A 23,381-nucleotide genomic window follows, 5' to 3' on the forward strand; every position below is an offset into this window, starting at 1 on the left:
GCAGGAAATGAGTAGAGTAGAACTTATAGCTCCATGTCATTTTGGACTGGAGTCGGTACTGAAAAAAGAAATACTTGATCTTGGATACGAGATAGTCCAGGTGGAGGACGGAAGGATCACATTTGCCGGAGACGAGAGTGCGATTGCAAGGGCAAATATTTTTATAAGGACAGCCGAGCGTATCATGCTTAAATGTGGCAGCTTCAAGGCCGCCACATTTGACGAGCTGTTCGAGGGAACAAAGGCCATCGCCTGGGAGAAGTATCTGACAAGGGATGCAAAATTCTGGGTGTCCAAGGCGACATCAAACAAGAGTGCACTCTTCAGTCCATCGGATATACAGTCTATAGTCAAGAAGGCTATGGTTGAGAGATTGAAGCAGACATACAGAGTGTCATGGTTCACGGAGGATGGCGCAAGCTATCCGGTGAGAGTATTTATATTCAAGGATATAGTGACCATAGCACTTGACACGTCAGGTGTGTCACTTCACAAGAGGGGATACAGAAAGCTGGTTGGAAAGGCTCCTATATCGGAGACGCTGGCGTCCGCGCTGATCATGCTCACGCCGTGGCACAGCGACAGAGTCCTTGTAGATCCGTTCTGCGGAAGTGGAACATTTCCGATAGAGGCGGCCATGATAGGCGCACACATCGCACCGGGAATGGACAGGGAGTTCACGGCCCAGGAGTGGTCCAAGATCTGTGACAAGAAGATATGGTACAATGCGGTGGATGAGGCTCATGATCTCATAGACCGCGATGTGAAGATGAACATACAGGGATATGATCTGGATGGCGATATGGTGAAGTGTGCCATGGAGAATGCCAGGGCAGCAGGAGTGGAGCAGCACATCCATTTTCAGCAGAGGGATGTGAAGGATCTGAGAAATCCGAAGAAGTATGGATTTATAATCACAAATCCACCTTACGGAGAGAGACTTGAGGAGAAGGAGGCTCTGCCTGAGCTGTACAGGACCATCGGCGAGAGCTATAGGAGTCTTGATGACTGGTCAATGTTCCTCATCACATCGTATACGGATGCGGAGAAGTATATCGGCAGAAAGGCCGACAGAAACCGCAAGATATACAACGGAATGATAAAATCATATTTCTATCAGTTTATGGGACCGAAGCCGCCTAAACGAAGGAGAGAAGAAGCTTGAAGAAATTTGTATATATAATTCTGATCCTTGCCATAGGTGCTCTGGCGTATTACGGAACAAAGGAGCCGTCGGGACGTCTGGAGAAGAACGAGGAGGATCAACACGCAGTTTCCGGCATGTCTGAGAAGCTTGCGGGCGATTACAATGAAGCGGGACTCACACTGTATGTAAATGGCAGTGAGGTGGAAGAGGACGAGTACAAGCCGTATGTAAGCAATAATCTTCACCTTATGATGCCGCTGAAGATGCTCAAGGATAAGATGAAGTGCACATACATAGAGTATGTGAATGGCAGTATCGTGATCAAGAGGAATGAAGGAGTCGCCAGACTGGTGCTTGATTCCCAGGATGCAGAGCTGGACGGCAAGGACGTGAAGATCGCGGATGCGCCGATAAAGAAGGATGACGAGACATTTGTCCCTATAGAGTATATAGCGGACACGCTTGACTATACATGTGAGTACAATTATGACACAGGCCGTGTATCCCTGCAGAAGGTCGGTGAGGACAGTAAGCTGCCGGCCGCCTACGACATGAGAAAAGAGGGCAGGGTCACAGAGGTCAGAGACCAGGGAGACTCGGGAACATGCTGGGCATTTGCGTCGCTGGCTGCGCTTGAGACAACTCTTATGCCGGATGAAAAGTTGCAGTTCTCTGTGGATAACATGACCATGAACAACGGATTTGGCGTTGAACAGTTTGAGGGTGGCCAGTACAGGATGAGTATTGCATATCTTGCATCCTGGAAGGGACCGGTTCTCGAGAAGGATGATCCGTACGGGGATGACAAGACGAACTCCAAGCTTAAGGCCGTGAAGCATTTGCAGGAGGCGGAGATAATTGACGACAAGAATCTGAAGGCTGTGAAAGAGGCAGTGTACACCAAGGGCGGTGTGGAGACTGCGATATACAGCGATATGATAGATGCCGACAGTAGCTCGGAGTATTACAACGAGGAGACTCATGCGTACTATTATGATGGTTCAGAGGGAATCAACCACGATGTGGTAATAGTAGGATGGGATGACAATTACAGCAAGAACAACTTTAACAAGGCACCGAAGAAAGATGGTGCTTTTATCTGTAAGAACAGTTGGGGAACCGAATTTGGCGAGGATGGATATTTCTATATATCATACTATGATGCGCATATTTGCGAGACCAGTGTTGTGTACACCAGACTTGAGGGTGCAGACAACTACGATAAGATATACCAGTCGGATAAGCTGGGCTGGGTAGGAGTCCTTGGATTTGACCAGGAGGATGCCTACTTTGCAAATGTTTACACGGCAGGCAAGAGCGAGGAGCTCAAGGCTGTGTCATTCTATGCTACTGATGCAAAGACGACATATGAAGTATATGTGGCTACAAATTTTGAGGACACTGACGATCTGGCAAATAAGAAGCTTGTCGCGTCAGGCGAGATGGAGTACGCAGGATACTACACGGTCAACCTAGATGATGTGGTCAAGCTCCCGGATGAAAAGAAATTTGCGGTCATAGTACATATAACCACGCCGGGCAGCAAATACCCGATAGCCATAGAGTATGATGCGGATTCCATGACCGACAGCTTTGACATCTCCGATGGAGAAGGCTATATAAGTCTGTATGGAAATCAGTGGTACAGTGCGGAAAAAGAGAGAAAATGTAACGTCTGCCTCAAGGCATTTACGGATAAGACAGAATAAACAGGAAGTGTATGTAAGCTGTGGGAAAGGAGAACTATTATGGATAAGCTGATATTTGCAACGGGAAATGAAGGAAAGATGAAGGAGGTCCGAATGATACTTGCTGACCTCGGATTTGAGATACAGTCCATGAAAGAGGCTGGGATCGATATAGACATAGTGGAGGACGGACAGACATTTGAGGAGAATGCTCTGATCAAGGCGAGAGCCATCAGCAAGGAGAGCGGATGTCTGGTGCTTGCGGATGACTCAGGACTTGAGGTCGATTACATGGACAAGGCGCCTGGAATATACAGCGCGAGATTCCTTGGTGAGGACACATCGTACAGGATAAAGAACCAGTACATAATAGACAAGCTGGCCGGGGTTCCAGATCCTGAGAGGACAGCAAGATTCGTGTGCGCTATAGCAGCAGTGTTCCCGGATGGAAGCGAGTACACAGAGCGGGGAACCATAGAGGGAATCATAGGCTACGAGGAGCGCGGCGAGAACGGTTTCGGGTATGACCCTATATTTTACCTTCCAGAGCTGGGCAAGACCACTGCGGAGCTTGATCCTGAGGAGAAGAACAAGATCAGTCACAGGGGAAATGCACTGAGACTGATGAAGAACGTCATCAGAGCGCACAGGGAGAGTAAGTGAGAATCAGGAATAAATAAGTTAATGATCAGTGGGATCGATGGATTCTCGTTAGGAGGAATAGATGAAAGTACTGATAATAAGTGACACTCATGGCAAGAGTAGCTGCTTAAAACAGATACACGATATAGTTGGCGACGTGGACATGCTGATACATCTCGGAGATGTTGAGGGAGATGAAAAGCTGATACATGACCTGTTTGACTGTGAGATCCACATGGTGAGGGGCAACTGCGATTACAACCCGGAGCTCCCGATATATGACGAATTCAACATCGGAGATAAGAGGGCATTTATAACGCATGGACACAGGTATGGTGTGAACAGCGGTATTTCATATCTGGAGGAGCTTATCGACACGGAAGGATATGACTTCGTAATGTATGGACACACCCACCGCCGTGACCTGACGAGCTACAAGGGTTCATATATAGTGAATCCGGGAAGTCTGGCTCTGCCGAGGGACAACCGGATTGGAACGTATATGCTGCTTGATTTTGACCAGCACGGAACGCCTTTCTTTGCGGAGAATGAGCTGCCGAGGGTAGAGTCGAATGTGTCAAGTTTTCGAAGAAAATTTGACATGTAGCATCAGCCCTGCCGAAGGTAGCTTTAAATGGCTGATGTTCCATACCGGAGGAGAAGAAGAGGAAGAAGTTTTTTGAGGATCTGTGGGGATAGAGCAGATATAAAGGTAGTATAATTGGTGCCGGGCACTTCATTGTGATGTAGGTGTCCGGCATTTTTGAGTATGGGAAGGGGGATACTTGTGGAGTTTGGATTTTGCAGTTTGTATGGGAAAGATGATAAGGGGATAAGCAATTTTTTTAAGGAGGCAAATAACAGGGATGTCCTGGGACTTAGACCTATGAACAACAGGATCTCGGAGATACTGTTTCCAGAGTGCACGACACTTATGCCTAATCTGGTATATATCTATTATCTCAACGCTATATATCATGTACTTAAAGAAAAGGGATCAGAGGATGATGTTGATTATTATGAAAGGATGATCAGTCACCATATAGTTGAAAAACATCGTGAAGAGTGCAAAGGAAAGGGATTCTTTGACGATGCAAAGGACCGCGCTTACAAGAAATATAAGAATAAGATGAAGATGCTGCATTATCTGGACGAAAAGTATTCAATAAATGGTGTATGCTTATTGGATATATTGAGAGAGACAGACCGATATAGATTTGTGAAAAATGTGATAGATAATGTTGAAGTTGGTTCGGATGTAGAAGATCTCACAGATTATGAAAAGGGCTGTATCTATAGCCCGGGGAAATTGGATGAAATAGAGAAACTGGATTATATAAGGCGGGTGTTGATGCCGGATGATAGCCGAATATGCAGATATTCATATACATCGAATATTATCACCAGTTTCCTTGGATTTAAAAAAGCACCTATATCAAATGAAAAAGATGTACTAAAGGAAGATTCTGTATCAAAAATATATAAAAAAGGTAAAGAGGGTAAATTCAAATATGAAAAACTTGAAGATTTACTTGAAGAGTTAAAAATAAAACAAAATAGTAAGAGCCTTTATGAATTTGAAGAAATTGACAATTATGGCGAGAGTATTGTAGGGATAGATAATGGATTTCGTATGTATGAATATCTTCGCCAGTCCCAGATATATTCTATTATCCAGTATATTGCCAAGCTCAGTTATAAAAGGCTGCTGTTCCGCAGAGATGACGATAAACGTAAAGCATATGAAGAAAAAATCAGATCTGAGATCGCAGCGTATTTCAAGATCTGCAATAAAATAAACGGAAATTACTGGAAAAGTAAATATGAAAAATGTAAAGGTTTTATCGGTCATGGAGAAAACGGGGATTTAGAAGAATGCTGGAATTTTATAAATGAGATAACCCAAAAATTGAAGAACGTAGATATAAAAGACATAAATACAAGTGATATAGAGAAAATTGCCGGGAGCGTGGAGGAAAGAGAGAAACACGTGCAGGGGGCTGCATCAAAATTAGGCACTAATCTAAGAAATATAGAGGACACAGAGGATTATATAGACACATTCAGGTGGGAGTATCGTCCTACAGAAAGTCAAAACAGATATCCGGGAACCATAACCATGTGTGTAAGCTATTATATATCAGAATTGTTTTATAATTATATAAAATGGGAGTAAATATGGAAAATACAGAGGATATATATTTATTGGACAAGCTTTGTCCACCAAAGGGATACGAAACAGTGGGTGCATTGTTATGCACATATAGTATTGATGCAAAAGCATTGTTGTCGGCACTGTTATATATGAGGGATATACCAGCAAAGGGGATGGACAGTGGTACAAGTCTGTCGATCACAGAGCGGTTGAAGATGCTGTTCGATAAAGGTATCGAGGATATGAAATGGATGGAGAAACACATAGGATTTGTATGTAATAATGGCTATGATAAGAGCTCGGCCTCCACGATGTATCAGTACACAAGACGGTTTACGGCGTATTACACGATTCCGCTTGGAGAGCGCGATCACAGCTTCCATCCCAAAATGTATCTGGTGAAGTTTGAGAAAAAAGATAATACGGCGGAGGGGGCAGATACACTGTTCCGATTGATCATAGGCAGTATGAATCTGGTGAATTCGCACAACAAGGAATTTGCGGCATGTATGGAGCTTGAAGCGTACAGAGAAAAGGACGTGCCTGAAACAGACAGGGACAAATATGTAAAACTGAAAGGCACAAAAGCTGATATATCAGGTGCGATAGATAGATTGTTTGGATATGAAAGAGAAAACGGCAGATCGGATAGTCCATATATCGACAACCGGAACATAGGCAAGGTCATAGAGAATCTTGCTGTGGACTCATATTACTTTAAAAAGGATGAACTTCCGGAGATCACAGCATTTGGGAGCGGTTGCCCGGATCCGGAATTCAAAAATATGCTAAAAGGGGCAGACCACATTTTTTCTCCGTTTTTATCAGAAAGTTTTCTGAGAGAATGCCCAAAGAAAACTAACATATATACTATGGAAAATGAACTGACAAAGCTGGGGTATGAACGTTGTGCTGAAAAGCAGATAGTGGAGGATGATGACAAAACTGACAGCCGCCAGTTCTATGTGTATGAGATAGAGGAGAATCAGGTAAACAGAAAACCATCAAGTTCACATTTTAAGGCATATCTGTCAGATAAAGATCAATGGGTTTATGTGGGATCACTGAATTTTTCCAACAGAGCATTTGAAAATAACAGAGAACTGGTGGTGAAGCTTCAAGATATAACGGAACAGCGGTATGACTGTATAAGGACAGCGTTTCAAGAAGATTATAGACTGTATACATATAGAAAAATACCCAAGGTCAATGGATCTGAAGAGCATGAACTCGATATAGATAGTGAGTTTAGGAAATTGGCACTACAGATAAGCCAGATGTATGCTGTGAAATTCAGCCAAAGTGATAATTATACGCTGACCGTTTGCAGGACCGGGATTGCGACGGCGCAAGAGAAGGATAATGTCGGTGAGCTGATCACTTCGATCAATGAGGGACTGACTACTTTGGGAAAATATATAGCAAGGCAAAATATTTTAGAAGAAAATAAATGTGAGAGAGATGAAAACGGTGAAGACGAACATATATCTATAAAGATATGTCCTGTCGATTATCCGGAAAGAAGTGAGAATCTGCTAAAAATCACATTTGCGGATGAGATATCGGAAGATCCCAATTCTGATGTTCTGGAGACGGATATATCCTGGTCAGGACTTAACAGGAGAAAAGCGGGGCAGCAGTTTATACTGACACTTGAATATAAGAACAAAGAATACGCTCGGGCAAACATACATATATGCTGGTGTGCTCAGCCCAATGATAATGATGGAGACGAGACAGACGCGGCAGATAATCTGTTAGATGTGCAGAGAATATTGATATATGAGAAAATAGCAGGTTTGTTATGCAGCAGAAATTATAAAGACAGCAGTATAGATAAGTCGGAGAATAATTCTGATGATTCAGGAAGCCGACTGGGCGTTAAGGAGTATGAGCGCTATGTAAGAAACTGCATTCCTACGTTGGAAGAGCTGATTCAAAGATGTATAAACGAGAAGAAAAGTCTGGATTCAGTCTTAACAGGATATGAGAATCGGGTGAAGTCTATATATGAAATGTATGCGCTTCGAAACAGAGGTATGTCGCAGGAGGAACAGGCAGAAATAGCATGTATGGATAAAAAGCTGGTTGAAAATATGATAGCGCAATTCGAATGTTTAAAAGGGGAAATCGGATATGACGGACAAAGGTGAAATTGAATATACAGATTATCAGAAGCGTGCGATAAGAAGGATCGTTGACAGTTATATTGGAGAATGTACCAGCGGAAGATTTCTTCTTGCAGATGAGGTGGGCCTTGGAAAGACTATTATTGCGAGGGGCGTCATCAGGTGTCTTATGTGTAAACTCCTTGAGCAGGAAATTGCCGGCAAGTCTGAAACAGAGATAAGAGATGTGGTGGAGGAGCATTATTATTATTTTAATGTCATTTATATATGTTCCAACACGAATATTGCCAAGCAGAATGAGGAGAAATTGGGCCTTGATAAAAATAATGACAAAGAATGGATGAACCGCGCCAGCTGTCTGTCGGGAAAAGTGCTTCAGATAGAATGCGAGAATATTTACACATTAAAATTTAAAACTGGCAGTAATTCATCAGGTTATGAAGTGGAATTTCGAGAGGTACTTCAGGATTATTGCAATGTATATGGAAAAGACCACACATATGAATCTCTGGGCAGGGTCAATGCATTGGAGACCAGACTTAGAATATTGCCAATGACACAGAGAACTTCTATTGATATAAAAGGAACGGGCAGAGCAGAAGAGAGAAAGTTTCTGTATAATAGGATACTGGCTTTTTCGGATCATGAAAAAATCAATTTATCAGAGGAGCTTGAAAAAAATAAAGATTTTACGAAGCTGAGGGAGCTGTACAGGACCAAGTGCGAGAGTGATGAAGAGTTTAATAAAGCATGTAGTATTATCAGGGATAGCCGTAATGGTGATGAATATGAAATAGAAAACTTTTATAATACCTGGCAGATCGTAAGGAAAGGCTTTGCGGAGATCACGATGGACTGGCTGGACTGCGGGCTGGTTATTATGGATGAATTCCAAAATTTCAAGGAGATCATAGGTCAGGCTTCAGATTATGAGGAAAGTATCATAAGAAAGGTTCTGGAACAGGAGTCTGATGGGGAAGACAGAAATCCATATGTTCTGATGTTGTCTGCAACTCCATTTAGGATGTATATGAGTAAAAATGCAGATCAGGATGAGACGGATACAGATACAGCAGGCACGGAAAATGCAAGTATATATGATGTGTGCCGCTTCCTTGAAAAAGGAGGGGGAACAAATGGTATGTCTGTAATTTCAAGTTCCCTTGAGGCTTATAAGACTGCACTTGAAAAATATTCACGATCAGATAGTGAGAGTAAGGAACAGGTTCTGGAAAAGAAAAACGCCTTTGAGAGACAGATGGGATCAGTGTTTACCAGAATGGAGAGGATCAATGTGCTGCGTGAGCTGAGAGAAGACAGCACAGACGCTGGAGATGCTGATAAACAGGAGATCGGATGTGGTGGGATCAAAGCTCTTCTTGATTATACGAATGAGCTTGTTGAATATGATACAGGCAATGGCAGGTATCATATAGGTACAGGTACAGCGACAGCATATGCTGAGAGAATCCCATATGTTCTCTCGTTTATGAATCGAGGGAACAAACAGGCCGGCGGCGATGATGGCTATAAAATTAAAGGCAATTTTGATAAGGATGTTGACGCTGGAAAAATAAGATATAAAAATAATTCAAAATGTTATATTCTTGAAGATGATTTTAAAGATATGTCCAAAACACTTGGGGAATGGCATGGAGTTTATGAGAAGGTGTTGGAGTATATTCTGGACATAGAATCTCTGGATATCGATTCTATGCTGAAATCCGGTAAGTATAATGGCATGACAAGGGAGGATGTACTTCTGAATCATCCAGGAGCAGCCAGACTTCTGTGGGTTCCTTCTGTGGTCGGTTGGAAAGAGCTTAAAGGTGCATTTGCAGAGCACAAAAACTTTGGCAAGACCATTATGTTCTCAGACAGAGTTGTTGTACCGAGAGCTATGGCAGGACTTATCAGCCGGGAAGTGACACGGAGACTTATCTGGTGGATATTGAAACAGGAACAGGATAAGAGTATTACGGAGAAAGAACTTCAGGATTTTCAAAAAAGTGTCGAAGAACTACTGAAAAAAAGACTGGGGCTGGTAACTGTTTATGGGGAAAATCAGGAATGGGATAATAATGGCGATGAAGGTATAATAAAAATAAAAAGTGTTGGAAGGATATTTACAACATCAGAGTCAGGTTTGTTTGCCGTGTGGTCTGAGATGGGATTGCCGGTAAAGAGGAATGAATATGGTTCCGTCCTTAGAGATAATAATGGCACTTTACAGATAGATGAGAATAGTCTTAGACAGTCTATACTTGATTATTGTGAAGAAGGAAAGCTTCGGTATGTATTGCAAGAGCTGAAATATATAGGGAACACGGCATTCTTGTCAGATTGCCATAATGTACATAAGGCAACCAAAATCAATATTACATTGTATGAACATACAAAAGATGGCAGACTTCAGATATCCAGGACAGGCAATGAGCAGAAAAGGGCGGAAAGTCGCGTAGAGACATATTATGCGCGATGTATAGGAAGCAGTAATGACGACGATAAAGTGAGTAGTATATCCAATCTTCAGGCTGCGTTTAACTCGCCATTTGCGCCATTTGTATTTGCTACGACCTCTATAGGTCAGGAGGGACTGGATTTCCATAATTATGCGGATCGAATAGTACATTTGTCTATTCCAGCCAATCCTACTGATTTTGAACAGAGAGAAGGCAGAATAAACAGGTATAATTGTCTTGCGGTGAGAAAGGCTGTTATGGAATGGTATGGCAATAAAGAGGAGACCAGGATATGCACTGATGATATAACAAAGCTTCTGGATAATGCATTTGAGGCTGCAAAGGCTTCGTTGTGCGAAGAAGGCAATCAGAAATTAAATTGTGGCATTATACCACACTGGCTTGTTGCCAGAAAAAGAGATGGAAATAAGCTTGAGGTGGCTGGAATAAAAAGACTGGTGCCGTATTTCTACAACTCATCTATGATGGAGAAGTATCATAATATGCTCAAGCTGCTTCAGTTGTACAGATCTGTTATTGGACAGGCGGATGCAGACGAACTGCTGGAGAGACTTATGGTCAACAAAAAAGAGGCAGATGTGCAGGAGTTATATGTAGATTTCTCTCCGTACAATGAGCGGTTGCAGAATTAAGATGACGATAGAGACTGATAGAAAAGGACAGGTAAAATGATATGAAGAAACACGATATAGTTGAAGGTGTGATAAACACATATGAGTTCCCAAACAAGGGAAGCTTTCATATGGATGACAGAAAAGTAACAGTTAAGGGTGCGATAAAAGGACAGAAGGTGAGCTGCCGTATAACCAAGCTGAAGAAGGGCAAGGCGGACGGAAGGCTCCTTGAGGTCCTTGAGAAATCGGAGCTTGAGGATGCTTCACCGGTTTGTTCGCATTTTGGTATGTGCGGTGGTTGCAGCTACCAGACGCTCAGCTATGAGAATCAGCTGAAGGTGAAGGAGGAGCTTGTCAAAGGGCTTCTTGACGGTGTGATCGATGGTGAGGCTCATCCTTATGAGTGGCAGGGGATAATTGCATCTCCTGTGACAAAGGGATACAGGAACAAGATGGAGTTCTCATTTGGCGATGAGTACAAGGATGGTCCGCTGGCACTGGGACTTCACAAGAAGAACAGCACGTACGACATCGTACAGATGGATGACTGCTATATAGTAAATGATGATCTGAACAAGATAGTGAAATATACTGTCCAGTTCTGCAAGGAGGCGGGACTCCCATATTACAAAAAGATGCAGCACGAGGGGCTTCTGCGCCATCTGGTTATCAGACGTTCGGCGACAAATGGCGATCTGCTGGTGAATCTGGTGACAACCACCCAGAATCTGGCGGCTCTCGACCTTGATGCATACGTGAAGGGGCTGTTGGAGCTGCCGCTTGAGGGAAAAATCGCAGGAATCCTCCACACGGAGAATGACTCCATGGCGGATGCGGTCATCAGTGACAGGACAAATCTGCTATACGGAACAGAGTATATATATGAGACGGTCCTCGGACTTCAGTTCAAGATATCGCCGTTCTCGTTCTTCCAGACAAATACAAAGAGTGCAGAAAGGCTCTATGACAAAGCGCGTTCATATGTGGGTGACACAAAGGATGCCGTCATATTCGACCTCTACAGCGGAACCGGAACGATAGCCCAGCTTCTTGCGCCTGTCGCAAAGAAGGTCATCGGTGTGGAGATAGTCGAGGAAGCTGTGGAGGCTGCCCGTGTGAATGCCGGGCTCAATGGCCTTGACAACTGTGAGTTTATTGCGGGGGATGTTCTTAAGGTCATAGATGACATAGAGGAGAAGCCGGATTTCATAGTTCTTGATCCGCCTCGTGATGGAATCAATCCTAAAGCTTTGACGAAGATCATCAACTATGGTGTGAAGGAGCTTGTGTACATCAGCTGCAAGCCTACATCACTTGCCAGGGATCTGGTGACTCTGCAGGAGAACGGATATTTCGTGACTAAGGCATGCGCTGTCGATCAATTTCCGGGTACTGTTCATGTAGAGACGGTTGTCTTGCTTTCCAAGGGCGAAGTCGACTCGAAAAAGATTCGGGTTGAGTTCTCTTTGGAAGATATGGATATGTCCGAATTTCAGGATGGGGCAACCTATCCGCAGATCAAGGAGTATGTGTTGGAGCATACCGGGTTAAAGGTGTCCAACCTCTATATCTCACAGATTAAACGAAAATGTGGGATTGGGGTTGGTAAGAACTATAATCTGCCGAAGTCCGAGGATTCCAGACAGCCCCAGTGTCCGCCGGAAAAAGAGAAAGCAATCCGAGAAGCATTCAAATATTTTGGGATGATCTAACATCCCGCAAAATGGAGGTTTCTTATGGATAGATTGATTTCTTGTGAGTTTAACATGGATACCGCTTGTGTGGAACTGAAATTTTTAGATGGCAGCATGATTGCCATTGATACCATCGCCGTGGAGAATGAGGTTGCTGACAATATGTATCAACGGTCAGAACTGGATTATCTAATCTACAATGATCCGGTTGGATATGCAGACTTGATCTTGAACGGTGATCCCGAAATTTATCTAAAAACTGTAACTGAATGTAAACCCTTAGATTAAAACTCAGCCCTCTGCCTTTTCCTTGGCAGAGGGCCGTTTTTTGCTTAACAGTTATTGAGCATCCCTTAATTGCTCTACAACACTGCATTTCGCTGCATTGTCATACATCATGCAAGGAATCAGCCACCCCAGCAGAAGAAATACCGGAATTGTCAGCAGGACAGGCAGAATGGTGAATCGATACTCAAAGAACCAGAACATACTGCCCAGCATTTTTCCTGCAAGAGGTCCCACCGCCAGCGACAGAATAAAGGCCGCCGATACGGAGGACATTGCGTAAAACAATCCCTCGTAGATCAGCATGGTTTTGAGCTGCCGGTTCGTCATTCCTACAGCCTGAAGCACAGCAAATTCACGGCGGCGGGAAAGAATACTGGTCATCATGGCGTTGAAGAAATTTAAGAGTCCCACCAGCCCGATGATAGCACAGAGGATACCACCTACCAGAAGGAACATCTGCCGGAACTGAGCAAACTCAGAGCGAGCCGTGGCCTTGCTTTCATACATCAAGGGTGAAAACTCACCGGCAGTGAGCTTCGATAGATATTGCTCTGCTTCGGCCTCGTCTGCGTCGTCTGCTGTGTCGAACAGGTAGAGCATCGGAATGGCCGCACCGCCGCTGTCCCTCTGTGCGGTATCCACAGACAAAACTGTCTCATATCCAATACCACCATAACGATAACTCATGGAATACGGAAGCTCTACCAAGGCGCAGACCGTGTACTCTACATCTCTGGCTCCATACAGTTTTTCCTGAAAGTACTCCTCCGGTGTATCTTCGGTGCGGAGTTCCCCGGTGCGGCTGTCGATATATTTCACATCGTCCGCATAGGTGGCGGTGATCGTGTCTCCCACCTTGGGGTAGTATTCAGGATTGGGCAGATTACCGTAGTCATCTAAGGAAACCGCAATGGCAATAGCGTTATTGTTTGACTCCAGCATAGGAGAAATATCTCCGTCGAACACTTGCAGCTTGTCAAACAGGCTGTTATCCAGAGCCTCGATTCTGGTATCTCCCATCACCATATCGCCCCGGTGCTCCATGCGGCTCATATGGCTGTCCAACTGCTCAGCACTTTCGTACCTTGCATAGTCCTGCCGCAGAGCATCCTCCGTCATCCAAAGATATACGGGTTTTCGCACAGCATATCCCGTGCCGGAAAGACTGGACTTTGTGTTTGCTGCGATCTCTTCGATCTGTTCCGGCGTGATGAATTCATCTGCCGAGTTGTAACGGAAATAGTCGGGCGTGCTGACGATAAAATCGGCGCAGGTCATGAAGGATACATACTTCTCCATGCTGAAGCCGCCCACAAAGGCACACAGTGCATTGAACAGCGTCACCGACAGTGCCAGAGACACCACCACCAGCACCGTCTTTTTTTTGTTTCGTCCCAGATTGGCAAAGGCCATCTGATGGAGCTTCGCTCCCCGGGTGCTGCGCTGTTTTTTCTTGGTCTGCATCGCATCTGTATATTTGGTAGCCTCCACCGGAGAAACCCTGGCTGCCATTTTCCCGGGCTTGGAGCAGGACAAAAGCACCGTCAGCAGGGCAAACAGCACGGAGCCAACAAAGATCACAGGCGAAGTGCTGATGGTGGTGATGCCTGCATCCAACTGGGTGGAGCGCAAGACAACAGGCACCAGAACAGCGCCAATGCCATAGCCCAACAGCAGCCCCGCCGGAATGCCGATCAGACAAAGCAGAAGTGCCTGCTGGCGAATGATGCGTTTGAGCTGCCGGGGCGTTGTGCCAATGGTTTTCAGAAGCCCGTAAAACCGGATATCCCCCGCAACAGAGATCTGGAAAATGTTATAGATGATAAGATACCCGGTGAAAATCACCAGCAGCAAAAAAGCTGCTATGGCGATCACAAGTTCCGGATCGAGATGCGACTCCAGCTGGGATGAGGTATATCCCCAGTTGACGCCGATCCGGACGCTGTTGGGATCGGTATAGCTGTCCCATGTGTAGCCGAGATCGGTATCCACCTGCTCCATCTGCCCTTGAATGTTTGTACTGGAAGCCATCATGACATTCAAATCGGTGCGGAAAGGCTGTAAACCTGTTTTCACTGCCTGCGCTTCGATGTCATCTGCGTAATCACGGCTGATGTTGATGTAATGAACAGGCATTAGTTCATCATAGTCCCAATAGCCCACCAGCGTAAAGGTATCTGTTACAGTAAAGGCGGTTTGATCCTTGTCCGTAATGGAATAGGAAACCGTGACCTCGGCGCCCAGCTCCGGCGTTACGCCAAGCAGCTGCAACGCTGCCGTATCCATGGCTACCTCTTTGCCGCTTTCGGGCATCCGTCCGGTAGTAGGGGTTGCATAGCTCCATTTAGTGCAGTTGGCATCCATGTAGCTGATCTCTGCAGGGGTTTTGGAAAAGACACCCTCCGCAGTGATACCGATTACCTTCCGTACCCCCGCAGCCTTCACCTTTGGGTGGGCAGCGATACGTTCCGCCTGCTCGGGGGAAACATCCTTAAAGGTACCGTGTGCATAGCCACCTACCTGCCGAAACTGGTAGGTTTCATAACTGGCGTTCAACGACAAGACAATGGTGAACATGGACGTAAATAGCAGCGTTGTCAGTGCAATGGCAAAAATAGCGATCAGATTGCGGCGACGGTTCGCATAAAGAGATTTTAAGCTGAGCTTTCGAATACATTTTCTGTTTTTGACATTCATCGTAGCCACCTCCCGTTAGTTCTGGGAGACGATCCGACCATCTTCGATACGGATAATGCGGTCTGCCATCTGCGCAATTTCTTCGTTGTGAGTGATCATTACGATTGTCTGGGCGAACTTTTGACTGGTGACTTTCAAAAGGCTCAATACATCCTGGCTGGTTTTGGAATCCAGATTGCCGGTGGGTTCATCTGCCAGAATGATAGCGGGTGCTGCCGCCAGCGCACGGGCAATGGCTACTCGCTGCTGCTGACCGCCGGAGAGCTGATTGGGCAGGGCATCCAGACGATCATCCAGCCCAAGTGTCTGTACAATTTGCTGTACGAAATCCTTATTGACCTTGCCACCGTCCAGCTCAATGGGTAGAACAATATTTTCATACACATTCAGCACCGGAACAAGATTATATGCTTGGAACACAAAGCCGATTTTCCTGCGGCGGAAGATGGTCAGCGCTTCCTCCTTCAGGGAGAAAATATCCTGTCCGTCCACCATGACCGTGCCACTTGTAGGGCGATCCAGCCCGCCCAGCATGTGCAGTAGCGTGGATTTGCCGGAGCCGGATGTGCCGACAATTGCAACAAATTCGCCCTTCTTTACACTTAAATCAACTCCATCCAACGCATGAACTGCGTTATTGCCGGAGCCATAAATCTTTTTCAGGTTTTTTGCCTGTAAAACTTCCATAAATGAGTACCTCCATGAAAAAATCTGTATGTATGAAAGGAAATCATCCTTTGATACATACAGATTATCGCATAGGAATCTTTCCACATTCTTTCCGGCGGAAAATGAAATCTAACAGTTTTGATAGAATTGTTGTTATTTCGGCAGAAATATGGAAAACGTACTTCCTTTTCCCGGAACGGAAGCAATCTTGATATACCCCCCCTCGCCGGATATGATCTGTCGGGCAAGGTATAAGCCGATGCCGACCCCTTCCTGCTCCTGAACCGCCTTTGAGCGGTAAAAGCGAGCAAATATCTTCGCTTGCTCAGTTTCCGGTATGCCTGAACCGGTATCCGATATATCGATCCTTGCAAACATTTCGTAACTTGCGGCAGAAATCCTGATTGTGCCATGCTCTGTATATTTGATGGCGTTGTCTACGATATTCGCCAGCGCTTCCGCTGTCCATTTGAAGTCGAATACAGCAAAAGCATCTGTATCCTGCATTTGCAAAGACAATCCTTTTTCAGAAGCCGTGGCAGTATATTGTTCTACCACACTTTCAAGCAGCGGCTGCAGCGCTGCTTGCTGAGGGGAGAGTGAAATGATCCCGTTTTCCAGTCTGGAAAGCTTTACGAGAGAATCAATCAGAAATCGCAGCTTTTCCGATTGTTTGTACAGCGCCTCCACATTTGCCTTCGCCGATGCAGGCATAGTTTCCTCCATCAGAAGCTCGCTGTATAACAGCAGGTTTGCAATCGGCGTTTTTGTCTGGTGGGAGATGTCCGCAATCAAGGTTTTGATTTTGTCTTTTTCCTGCGCTATGTTTTGAGAAGATGCTTCTGCGGCGGAAAGATAGTGCGCAAACTTCGTTTCCAATGCAGATAGCCGGCTTTCATCAAAATTGGTTTCAGAAAAGGAGCCGGTCATGGCAGCGTCCAGCATCCTTTCGATTTCTTCCATCGTTTTTCTGATCTTCCTCCGCTCCCATAATACAGCAGCTATCGCCGCCAGAAAACATAGCAGTATGATCACAATGCCGGTTTTATTCATCTTTTGTCACCCAGCTATAACCGATTCCGTAGATGGTTTTAATGTATTTCTGTGCACCAAGCTTATCCCTCAGACGCTTGATCGTAACAGACAAAGCATTTTCATCCACATATTCTGCGCCATCTGTCCAGATCCGGTCGACAAGGTCTCCACGGGTCATGGTTCGACCACGGTTTTCAACAAGCAGACGCAGTAATTTTTGTTCTGTTTTACTCAATTCCACTTTTGAATCTCCCACATAAAAGGTCATAGACTCAAAGTCAAAGTGAAATAGATCCATATGGAACGGCGCATTTTTATGGTTTGACGCTTGCTTTCGCAGTTGGGTATTCACCCTTGCACGCAAAACCGAAAGAGAAAAGGGCTTGGTAATATAATCATCAGCGCCTCTCTCCAGTCCGTCTACGATGTCCAGATCGGTGTCGTTGGCAGTCAGCAGAATAACAGGAATTCCGGGCAGGTTTTCCTTGACCTCCCGAAGCAGCTCAAGCCCGCTGCCATCCGGCAGATTGATATCCAGCAGGATCAGGGATACACCGCCGCAAAGAAGCTGTTCCTTCGCCGTTTTTAGGTCTTGGCAGGATATAATCTGACGGTCATCTGCTTTCAGTGCTTTACTTAAACCCTGATTCAACCCTATATCATCTTCAATAATCAATAATTGTTCCATGTATCTCACTCCCTCGTTATTCAAAGGCCACCATTATTTCCTTGGGTAATTTTTCGTTCTCACAGTTCAGAAGATAGGCGATTGCTCTGCTTGCAAATTTGTTTGTTTTCACTGTATCCCAATCGGTAAGCAAAATGACCTCTGCCTTTCCGTTCTCAAAATCTAATGATATTTCGCCCCATTCGCCGTCGCAGTCTGCCTGATATTCGTAGATTGCGGCGGCGATTTTCTTTTTTCGCTTGGTCTTGGATTTCTGTTTTAGCCGGACTGCATGGATTGCGCCCTCGGCAACCAACAATTCCGTCAACTTGTCCACTGCTTTTCGGTAGGCTCGTTCTGCACCGCTGGCTGTACTGCCCTCAAACATAACCGCCAGTTCTTCAAAGGTGGGGCGGTCTTTCCATGAGCTGACACGCCCACAAGTCATGCAAATTGCTAACCGTTTTTCGAGCAAGGTCTGTTCCCGGTAATTCAGTTTCTCAAATGCCTGCTGCACCTTTTCTGCTTGTATGCCGTTCCAGAGGATATCGGTATAGTTCCAGCTATCGTCAAGGGCTACATCCTCGCCTATTTCCTCGCCATCCTCGTCTGTTACATAGAATGGCTGCTGATTGCGGATACCTCGCACAACTTTCAGATAGTCTTCGGCAAGAGCAAGATCACAGTTGTATTTCTTGGAAAATTCGTTGACCGCATCCTTGGTATTGTGGTACAGCCAAGCCATTGACCGCACCATTTTGTAATTGGTCAGAGAGGACACCGACCATTTTTCTTCACCCATGCGGAAACGGAGCATAGCATCCCGGATGAACGGGAAAATGTATGTAGCATACTCTGCACCCTTGGCAAGGTCATAGTCCATCAGCTTTTGGAGCATTTGCTCCCGGCAGGAGAGCTTTATATCTATAAATCGGTCTGTGTCATACAGATCGCCGCCATCCACACCGAGAAAGTCTTTGATGCGCTTGTTAAGCTGCGGCTCGTAGTGGTGTAGGAAGAATGAGAAATATATCAAATTCTTTTCCTGCAAGGCAGACAGGATATATTCGTTCAGACTGCCCACCGCTGGCGGCTCCGGTTCCAGTTGGAAGATGCGCTCTGCCACATAGGGAATGATGCCGTTAACAGACTGATTGACAGGGTGTTTCAGTATGTATCCGGTCATATTCCATGTAAAATCATTCAGCATAGCGCACCTCCTTTCGGTTCTTTCTCTATCAATATCGACAGTAATTATGCATCGAACTTTTTGTTAGTAGTATTATTTTCGTCGTCCATCATATCACTTAGCACGGCAAAAGCTTGGCTCAGCGGCACAGCCTTAGAAGTCCAGTTTTTCAAACTAAACAAGTTGGAAGATTCATCAAACACATCAAATTCGTCTGTCCCATCAGTGATTTTCTTCAAGTACAACATTTCTATCAAATACAAAGCTCCCAAGATATTTAGTACATTCTCCTGCTTTGCTTGCTTCAACTGCTCATAGCGGTTGTGCTTGACATCTGTAAATGCTCCCCACCATTGCAACGACTGTGCGGGCTGGGTAATATCCCAATTCATAAACGGTTGTATTTCGATATCGTATTCCTGTACACTGATTTTTTGATTTTTTATATCCGGTGTGTTGGTCAAAATATACTGTGCATAGTCTGCAACCGTTTTTCGATCCGTTGTATTGAAACCGCAAAACTCTTTGAATACAGTATCCAACTCTGCCCCTATGGCTTGAATTAAGAGGGCATATCCGTTAGAAAATGCATCAAAATTGTCCTCATGTAGTTCTACAAACTCTATTGATTCAACAAAACGCTTTTCGAGCATTAAGTAGTATTTCCAATGATTCTGACTAAGTTCTTTTCTATTCATGTTTGTCCCTTTCTTTGTATATTTTTGCACTTGCTTCCTTTTTCAAAGCCGCCTGGTCCATTTCTTTTTCATAAACTCCCTTGGCATAGGCTACATTGCTCAATGCCCGGAGCATTTTATCTTTTGCCAGCTTTTTCATAACCTCCGCAAGATCAGTGGCCAGAGTACCACGCTTCACATAGCGGTTTATGGTATTCAGTCGCTTTTCATAAATCTGTTTTACCGGGTGATCGTCCGCAAGCTCCCGTTGTTCTCTGCCTTTCAGGTTGCCGATCTGCCGACAGGTGCGGCGCAGCTTGTCGCCCGGTGCAAACCCACCACAGTATTTGGTGTGCCTTGCATTGGTGGTGAGGAACCATTTGCCGCAGATTTTGCATTTCTTCGGGGCATGGCCGACACATAAACCCTCAAAGAGATCAGAACGGAACATTCCCACAAAGGAGACATAGTGCATCCGCTTGACGAGCTTTGCAACTTTTTCGCCGGGAAGGATGACCGATACATACTGAACGGAATTGTTCAGGGTAGACATCCAAGCATTGCACTCTGTGATAGAAAACTCCGGCGGGAAATAGCTGCCGAACATTTTTGCAAAGCCCTCTGCGGTGCGGTCTGCTTCGTTGCCGTCTGATTTTTCTGCAAAATCAAGCATGGCCGTTTGGTATTCCCCAAGGGAGTATGCCAGATGCCCGAAAACTGCGGTATAGCGTTGGAGCATGATTGCTTCGGCATAGTTCTGAATTTCTTCAAACTGCAAGGAATTTGTTGCGGCTTTTGTGGCAAACTCCACATATTTCAGCGCATTGTCTACAGTAAAGACTTTTTCAATCCGTTCTCTGTGCTTTGGTATATCCATATAGGAGAACGACGGAGTTTCGCTGAGAATATCCAACATCGCCAGAGTAGCTTTCCTTGCAATAGGACAGAGTGCAGAAGCATCCTGTCCGGCGTTTAATATTCCAAGCAGCAGATTGATTTTCTCGCATTGCTCGTTCATCTTTGCGATGGTATCCGCAGGGACATTCAGCGCATCACAGGCAAGAGTGCCGACAGGAAGTGTTTTTCCCTCATATATGACCGTATCCTGCCAGAAATCCAATGTCATCAATTCTTGGTTCATGCTTACCTCCTGTCCTGTTTTTTCACTTTCTTAATTGTATCATGCTAATGTAAAGAAATCTACATCTATCAATAAGTTGTCCTGTTTTTTGAAACGGAGTTGTCCTCCGATTAGCCTGTTTTTTGAGAAATCCGTCATAACCATAATAGAAGGAGCGAAGCACCTGCCAATCACGGTGGGTGTTTCGTGCTTTCTGAATACTATGAACGGAGGTTTTCTATGACGATCTATGAAACCATCAAAGCGGCAATCAGTGTCAAGCAAGCCGCCGAACACTACGGGCTGAAAGTCAACCGAAACGGTATGGCTTGCTGCCCGTTCCACAATGACAGGCATCCGAGCTTGAAGCTGAATGAGGACTATTTCTTCTGCTTCGGCTGTGGAGCCAAGGGGGACGTAATCGACCTTGTGGCAAGGCTGTTCAATATGAGCAGCTATGAAGCAGCGCAAAAGCTGGCTTCGGACTTCGGACTTGACCCGAAACCGCCCACTGCCGCAGCTATGGCCAAGCCAAAGCGTCCTTATATCCGTCAGTTCCGGGAGGATGAAATGCTGTGTTTCCGGGTGCTGACGGATTATCTGCATTTGCTGGAAGATTGGAAAGTACGATACGCACCCAAGACACCGGAAGATGCTCTGGATGACCGTTTTGTGGAAGCCTGCCAGATGCATTGCCATATCGAATATATGGCAGATGTGCTGACGGTGGGTGATCTGGAAGAACGGGTGGCACTGGTGGACGAGCTGATGCAGGACGGCAAAATTGCTTTTCTGCAAGAGTATACCGCACGAAAGAAAAAGGAGGTAGCACACCATGGCGAAGAACCGGAAAACGCCTGATATGAATTTGCCTGTCTGGTTTGACGGGCAGAACATCAACGAAGCTCTGTTTTGTGAAGAATTTCTGCAAGAGCGCAGAATCATCTTCGCAAACGGAGCTTTTTTTACGCCAGATGGCCGGGTGACGGACGATCTTCCGCTCCGTGGTGAGATTTACGAAAAGCTGAAATTCTGTGCCGTGAATAACATTCCCAGGAAGATCACCAACATTCTGGAAGTGCTGAAACTGGAAGCGCAAGAGCCTGACTTCCCGCCGGAACAGGATCGCATCCATGTTGCCAACGGCACGCTCATGCTGAACGGAACTTTCACCGAGGGCAAACCGGCTATCGTAAGAAGCCGTCTGCCGATTGCCTACAAGCCCGATGCTCCTGCGCCGGTGATCTGGCTGAACTTTCTGGATGGTCTGCTCCATGCGGAGGACATTCCTACCTTGCAGGAATTCATCGGCTACTGCCTGATTCCTTCCAACAAGGGGCAGCGCATGATGGTGATTAAGGGCAACGGCGGCGAGGGCAAATCCCAAATCGGTGCGGTGCTGTCCGCTATATTCGGCACGAATATGAAAGACGGCAGCATCGGAAAAATTTCCGAAAACCGCTTCGCCCGTGCTGATCTGGAACACATCCTGCTGTGCGTGGATGATGATATGCGGATGGAAGCTCTGCGTCAGACCAACTATGTAAAATCCATTGTGACTGCACAGGGCAAGATGGATCTGGAACGCAAGGGAAAGCAGAGTTATCAGGGCTGGATGTTTGCCCGGTTGCTGGCATTCAGCAACGGCGATCTGCAAGCTCTGTATGACCGCAGCGACGGTTTTTACCGCAGACAACTTGTGCTGACCACCAAAGAAAAGCCCATGGACAGAGCCGATGATCCTGACCTTGCAGAGAAGATGAAAGCTGAAGCCGAGGGTATCTTCCTGTGGGCATTTGAAGGCTTACAGCGGCTTGTTGCCAACAACTTTAAGTTTACGGAGAGTGACCGTATCCGGGAAAACCGGGAAGCGGTCAAGCGTGACAACAACAATATCTTTGATTTCATGGAGTCGGAGGGATACATCCGATTGAAAGCGGATGCTTCCATCAGCTCCAAGGATTTCTATGAAATCTATCGGATGTGGTGCGAAGAAAATTCCCTTGCACCGCTGAAAGCTCGCAGCTTCAGCGACGCCATGATTGCCAATGCCAAGAAATTCAATCTGGAGCATTGTAACAACATCACCAACTCTGCCGGACGGCGGGTGTGGGGATTCATGGGCGTGGAAGCCATTGCACGACCTCATATAAATGGGTTTTACGGAGATTCGCCGTGTACGTACGTACCGGAGGACATTCCGGAGGAATGGCGGCAGGTCGAGTAAATCCCATTGCTGGTACGTATGTACGCAGCAAAAGAGCGTGAAACGCTCGTTATAGAAACAGCACACATCCTCTCGTTCGGGCTGTTTCTATGTCCACAGGCTTTTGAAAAAGTGTCTGTGGACATCGGCTGCAAGAGGAAGTTGACACAGAACAGCTTCATGCAGACGGGGCTGACCATGGGAAAAGGCGCAGACATTTTCGCCTTGGTCAGCAGAGGTCACCGCAGTGACCGCATTCCCCCTCGGGAGAGCCCTCGGAG

General features: G+C 45.7%; 18 protein-coding genes. 11 read left to right on the forward strand and 7 right to left on the reverse strand.

Annotation, left to right across the window (positions count from 1 at the left end; genetic code table 11):
• The first annotated feature begins 7 nt into the window (after nt 1-7).
• The 9 genes from DXD11_RS06165 (at nt 8) to DXD11_RS06205 (ending at nt 12,840) form a co-directional block, all read left to right on the forward strand.
• The gene (locus tag DXD11_RS06165) at nt 8-1,165 is read left to right on the forward strand and encodes a THUMP domain-containing class I SAM-dependent RNA methyltransferase (protein ID WP_118017954.1); all 1,158 of its coding nucleotides are present in this window, start codon (nt 8-10) and stop codon (nt 1,163-1,165) included.
• Nucleotides 1,162-2,856 carry a lectin like domain-containing protein gene (locus DXD11_RS06170; RefSeq protein WP_022217549.1) on the forward strand — a complete coding sequence of 565 codons (1,695 nt, stop codon included), beginning with the start codon at nt 1,162-1,164 and terminating at the stop codon, nt 2,854-2,856. The genes DXD11_RS06165 and DXD11_RS06170 overlap by 4 nt, the downstream gene beginning before the upstream one ends.
• A gap of 39 nt (nt 2,857-2,895) precedes the next feature.
• Nucleotides 2,896-3,498 (forward strand): XTP/dITP diphosphatase, encoded by a 603-nt coding sequence (locus tag DXD11_RS06175; RefSeq protein ID WP_022217550.1) that lies wholly within the window; start codon nt 2,896-2,898, stop codon nt 3,496-3,498.
• A gap of 61 nt (nt 3,499-3,559) precedes the next feature.
• A complete protein-coding gene (locus DXD11_RS06180) occupies nt 3,560-4,084 on the forward strand; it encodes a metallophosphoesterase family protein (RefSeq protein ID WP_118757995.1) in 525 nt (174 codons plus the stop codon).
• Between the two features lie 327 nt (nt 4,085-4,411).
• The gene (locus DXD11_RS06185; RefSeq protein ID WP_147360974.1) at nt 4,412-5,653 is read left to right on the forward strand and encodes a hypothetical protein; all 1,242 of its coding nucleotides are present in this window, start codon (nt 4,412-4,414) and stop codon (nt 5,651-5,653) included.
• Between the two features lie 2 nt (nt 5,654-5,655).
• The gene (locus DXD11_RS06190; protein ID WP_158579425.1) at nt 5,656-7,785 is read left to right on the forward strand and encodes a phospholipase D-like domain-containing protein; all 2,130 of its coding nucleotides are present in this window, start codon (nt 5,656-5,658) and stop codon (nt 7,783-7,785) included.
• A complete protein-coding gene (locus tag DXD11_RS06195; RefSeq protein ID WP_118757998.1) occupies nt 7,769-10,876 on the forward strand; it encodes a helicase C-terminal domain-containing protein in 3,108 nt (1,035 codons plus the stop codon). Before DXD11_RS06190 ends, DXD11_RS06195 begins: the two co-directional genes overlap by 17 nt.
• A gap of 41 nt (nt 10,877-10,917) precedes the next feature.
• Entirely contained in the window at nt 10,918-12,570 is a 1,653-nt protein-coding gene (gene rlmD / locus DXD11_RS06200) for a 23S rRNA (uracil(1939)-C(5))-methyltransferase RlmD (protein ID WP_118757999.1), read from the forward strand.
• Nucleotides 12,571-12,594: 24 nt separating this feature from the next.
• On the forward strand, nt 12,595-12,840 hold the full coding sequence (locus DXD11_RS06205) for a DUF6061 family protein (protein ID WP_021683568.1): 246 nt from the start codon (nt 12,595-12,597) through the stop codon (nt 12,838-12,840).
• 51 nt (nt 12,841-12,891) lie between these two features.
• On the opposite strand, the gene DXD11_RS06210 is transcribed toward DXD11_RS06205, so the two are convergent.
• From DXD11_RS06210 to DXD11_RS06240, 7 genes are all read right to left on the reverse strand, one after another.
• Nucleotides 12,892-15,537 (reverse strand): ABC transporter permease, encoded by a 2,646-nt coding sequence (locus tag DXD11_RS06210; RefSeq protein WP_118758000.1) that lies wholly within the window; start codon nt 15,535-15,537, stop codon nt 12,892-12,894.
• Nucleotides 15,538-15,552: 15 nt separating this feature from the next.
• Complete coding sequence (locus DXD11_RS06215) at nt 15,553-16,224, reverse strand: ABC transporter ATP-binding protein (RefSeq protein ID WP_006858253.1); 672 nt, start codon at nt 16,222-16,224, stop codon at nt 15,553-15,555.
• 135 nt (nt 16,225-16,359) lie between these two features.
• A complete protein-coding gene (locus DXD11_RS06220) occupies nt 16,360-17,259 on the reverse strand; it encodes a sensor histidine kinase (RefSeq protein WP_118758001.1) in 900 nt (299 codons plus the stop codon).
• Nucleotides 17,252-17,929 carry a response regulator transcription factor gene (locus tag DXD11_RS06225; RefSeq protein WP_117489490.1) on the reverse strand — a complete coding sequence of 226 codons (678 nt, stop codon included), beginning with the start codon at nt 17,927-17,929 and terminating at the stop codon, nt 17,252-17,254. Before DXD11_RS06225 ends, DXD11_RS06220 begins: the two co-directional genes overlap by 8 nt.
• 16 nt (nt 17,930-17,945) lie before the next feature.
• The gene (locus tag DXD11_RS06230) at nt 17,946-19,118 is read right to left on the reverse strand and encodes a hypothetical protein (RefSeq protein WP_118758002.1); all 1,173 of its coding nucleotides are present in this window, start codon (nt 19,116-19,118) and stop codon (nt 17,946-17,948) included.
• 44 nt (nt 19,119-19,162) lie between these two features.
• Entirely contained in the window at nt 19,163-19,795 is a 633-nt protein-coding gene (locus DXD11_RS06235) for a hypothetical protein (RefSeq protein ID WP_021683574.1), read from the reverse strand.
• Nucleotides 19,788-20,915 carry a DUF6076 domain-containing protein gene (locus tag DXD11_RS06240; RefSeq protein ID WP_118605345.1) on the reverse strand — a complete coding sequence of 376 codons (1,128 nt, stop codon included), beginning with the start codon at nt 20,913-20,915 and terminating at the stop codon, nt 19,788-19,790. The genes DXD11_RS06235 and DXD11_RS06240 overlap by 8 nt, the downstream gene beginning before the upstream one ends.
• A gap of 219 nt (nt 20,916-21,134) precedes the next feature.
• Here DXD11_RS06240 and DXD11_RS06245 point away from each other — a divergent pair, with 219 nt between their 5' ends.
• Nucleotides 21,135-21,755, forward strand: a complete 621-nt coding sequence (locus tag DXD11_RS06245) for a CHC2 zinc finger domain-containing protein (protein WP_118758003.1) — start codon at nt 21,135-21,137, stop codon at nt 21,753-21,755.
• Nucleotides 21,730-23,121: a DNA primase family protein gene (locus DXD11_RS06250; RefSeq protein WP_118758004.1), complete on the forward strand. Its 1,392-nt coding sequence runs from the start codon at nt 21,730-21,732 to the stop codon at nt 23,119-23,121. The genes DXD11_RS06245 and DXD11_RS06250 overlap by 26 nt, the downstream gene beginning before the upstream one ends.
• Nucleotides 23,122-23,381 lie beyond the last annotated feature (260 nt).

The organism is Coprococcus sp. TF11-13 (assembly GCF_003481085.1).
GTDB lineage: Bacteria > Bacillota > Clostridia > Lachnospirales > Lachnospiraceae > Coprococcus > Coprococcus aceti.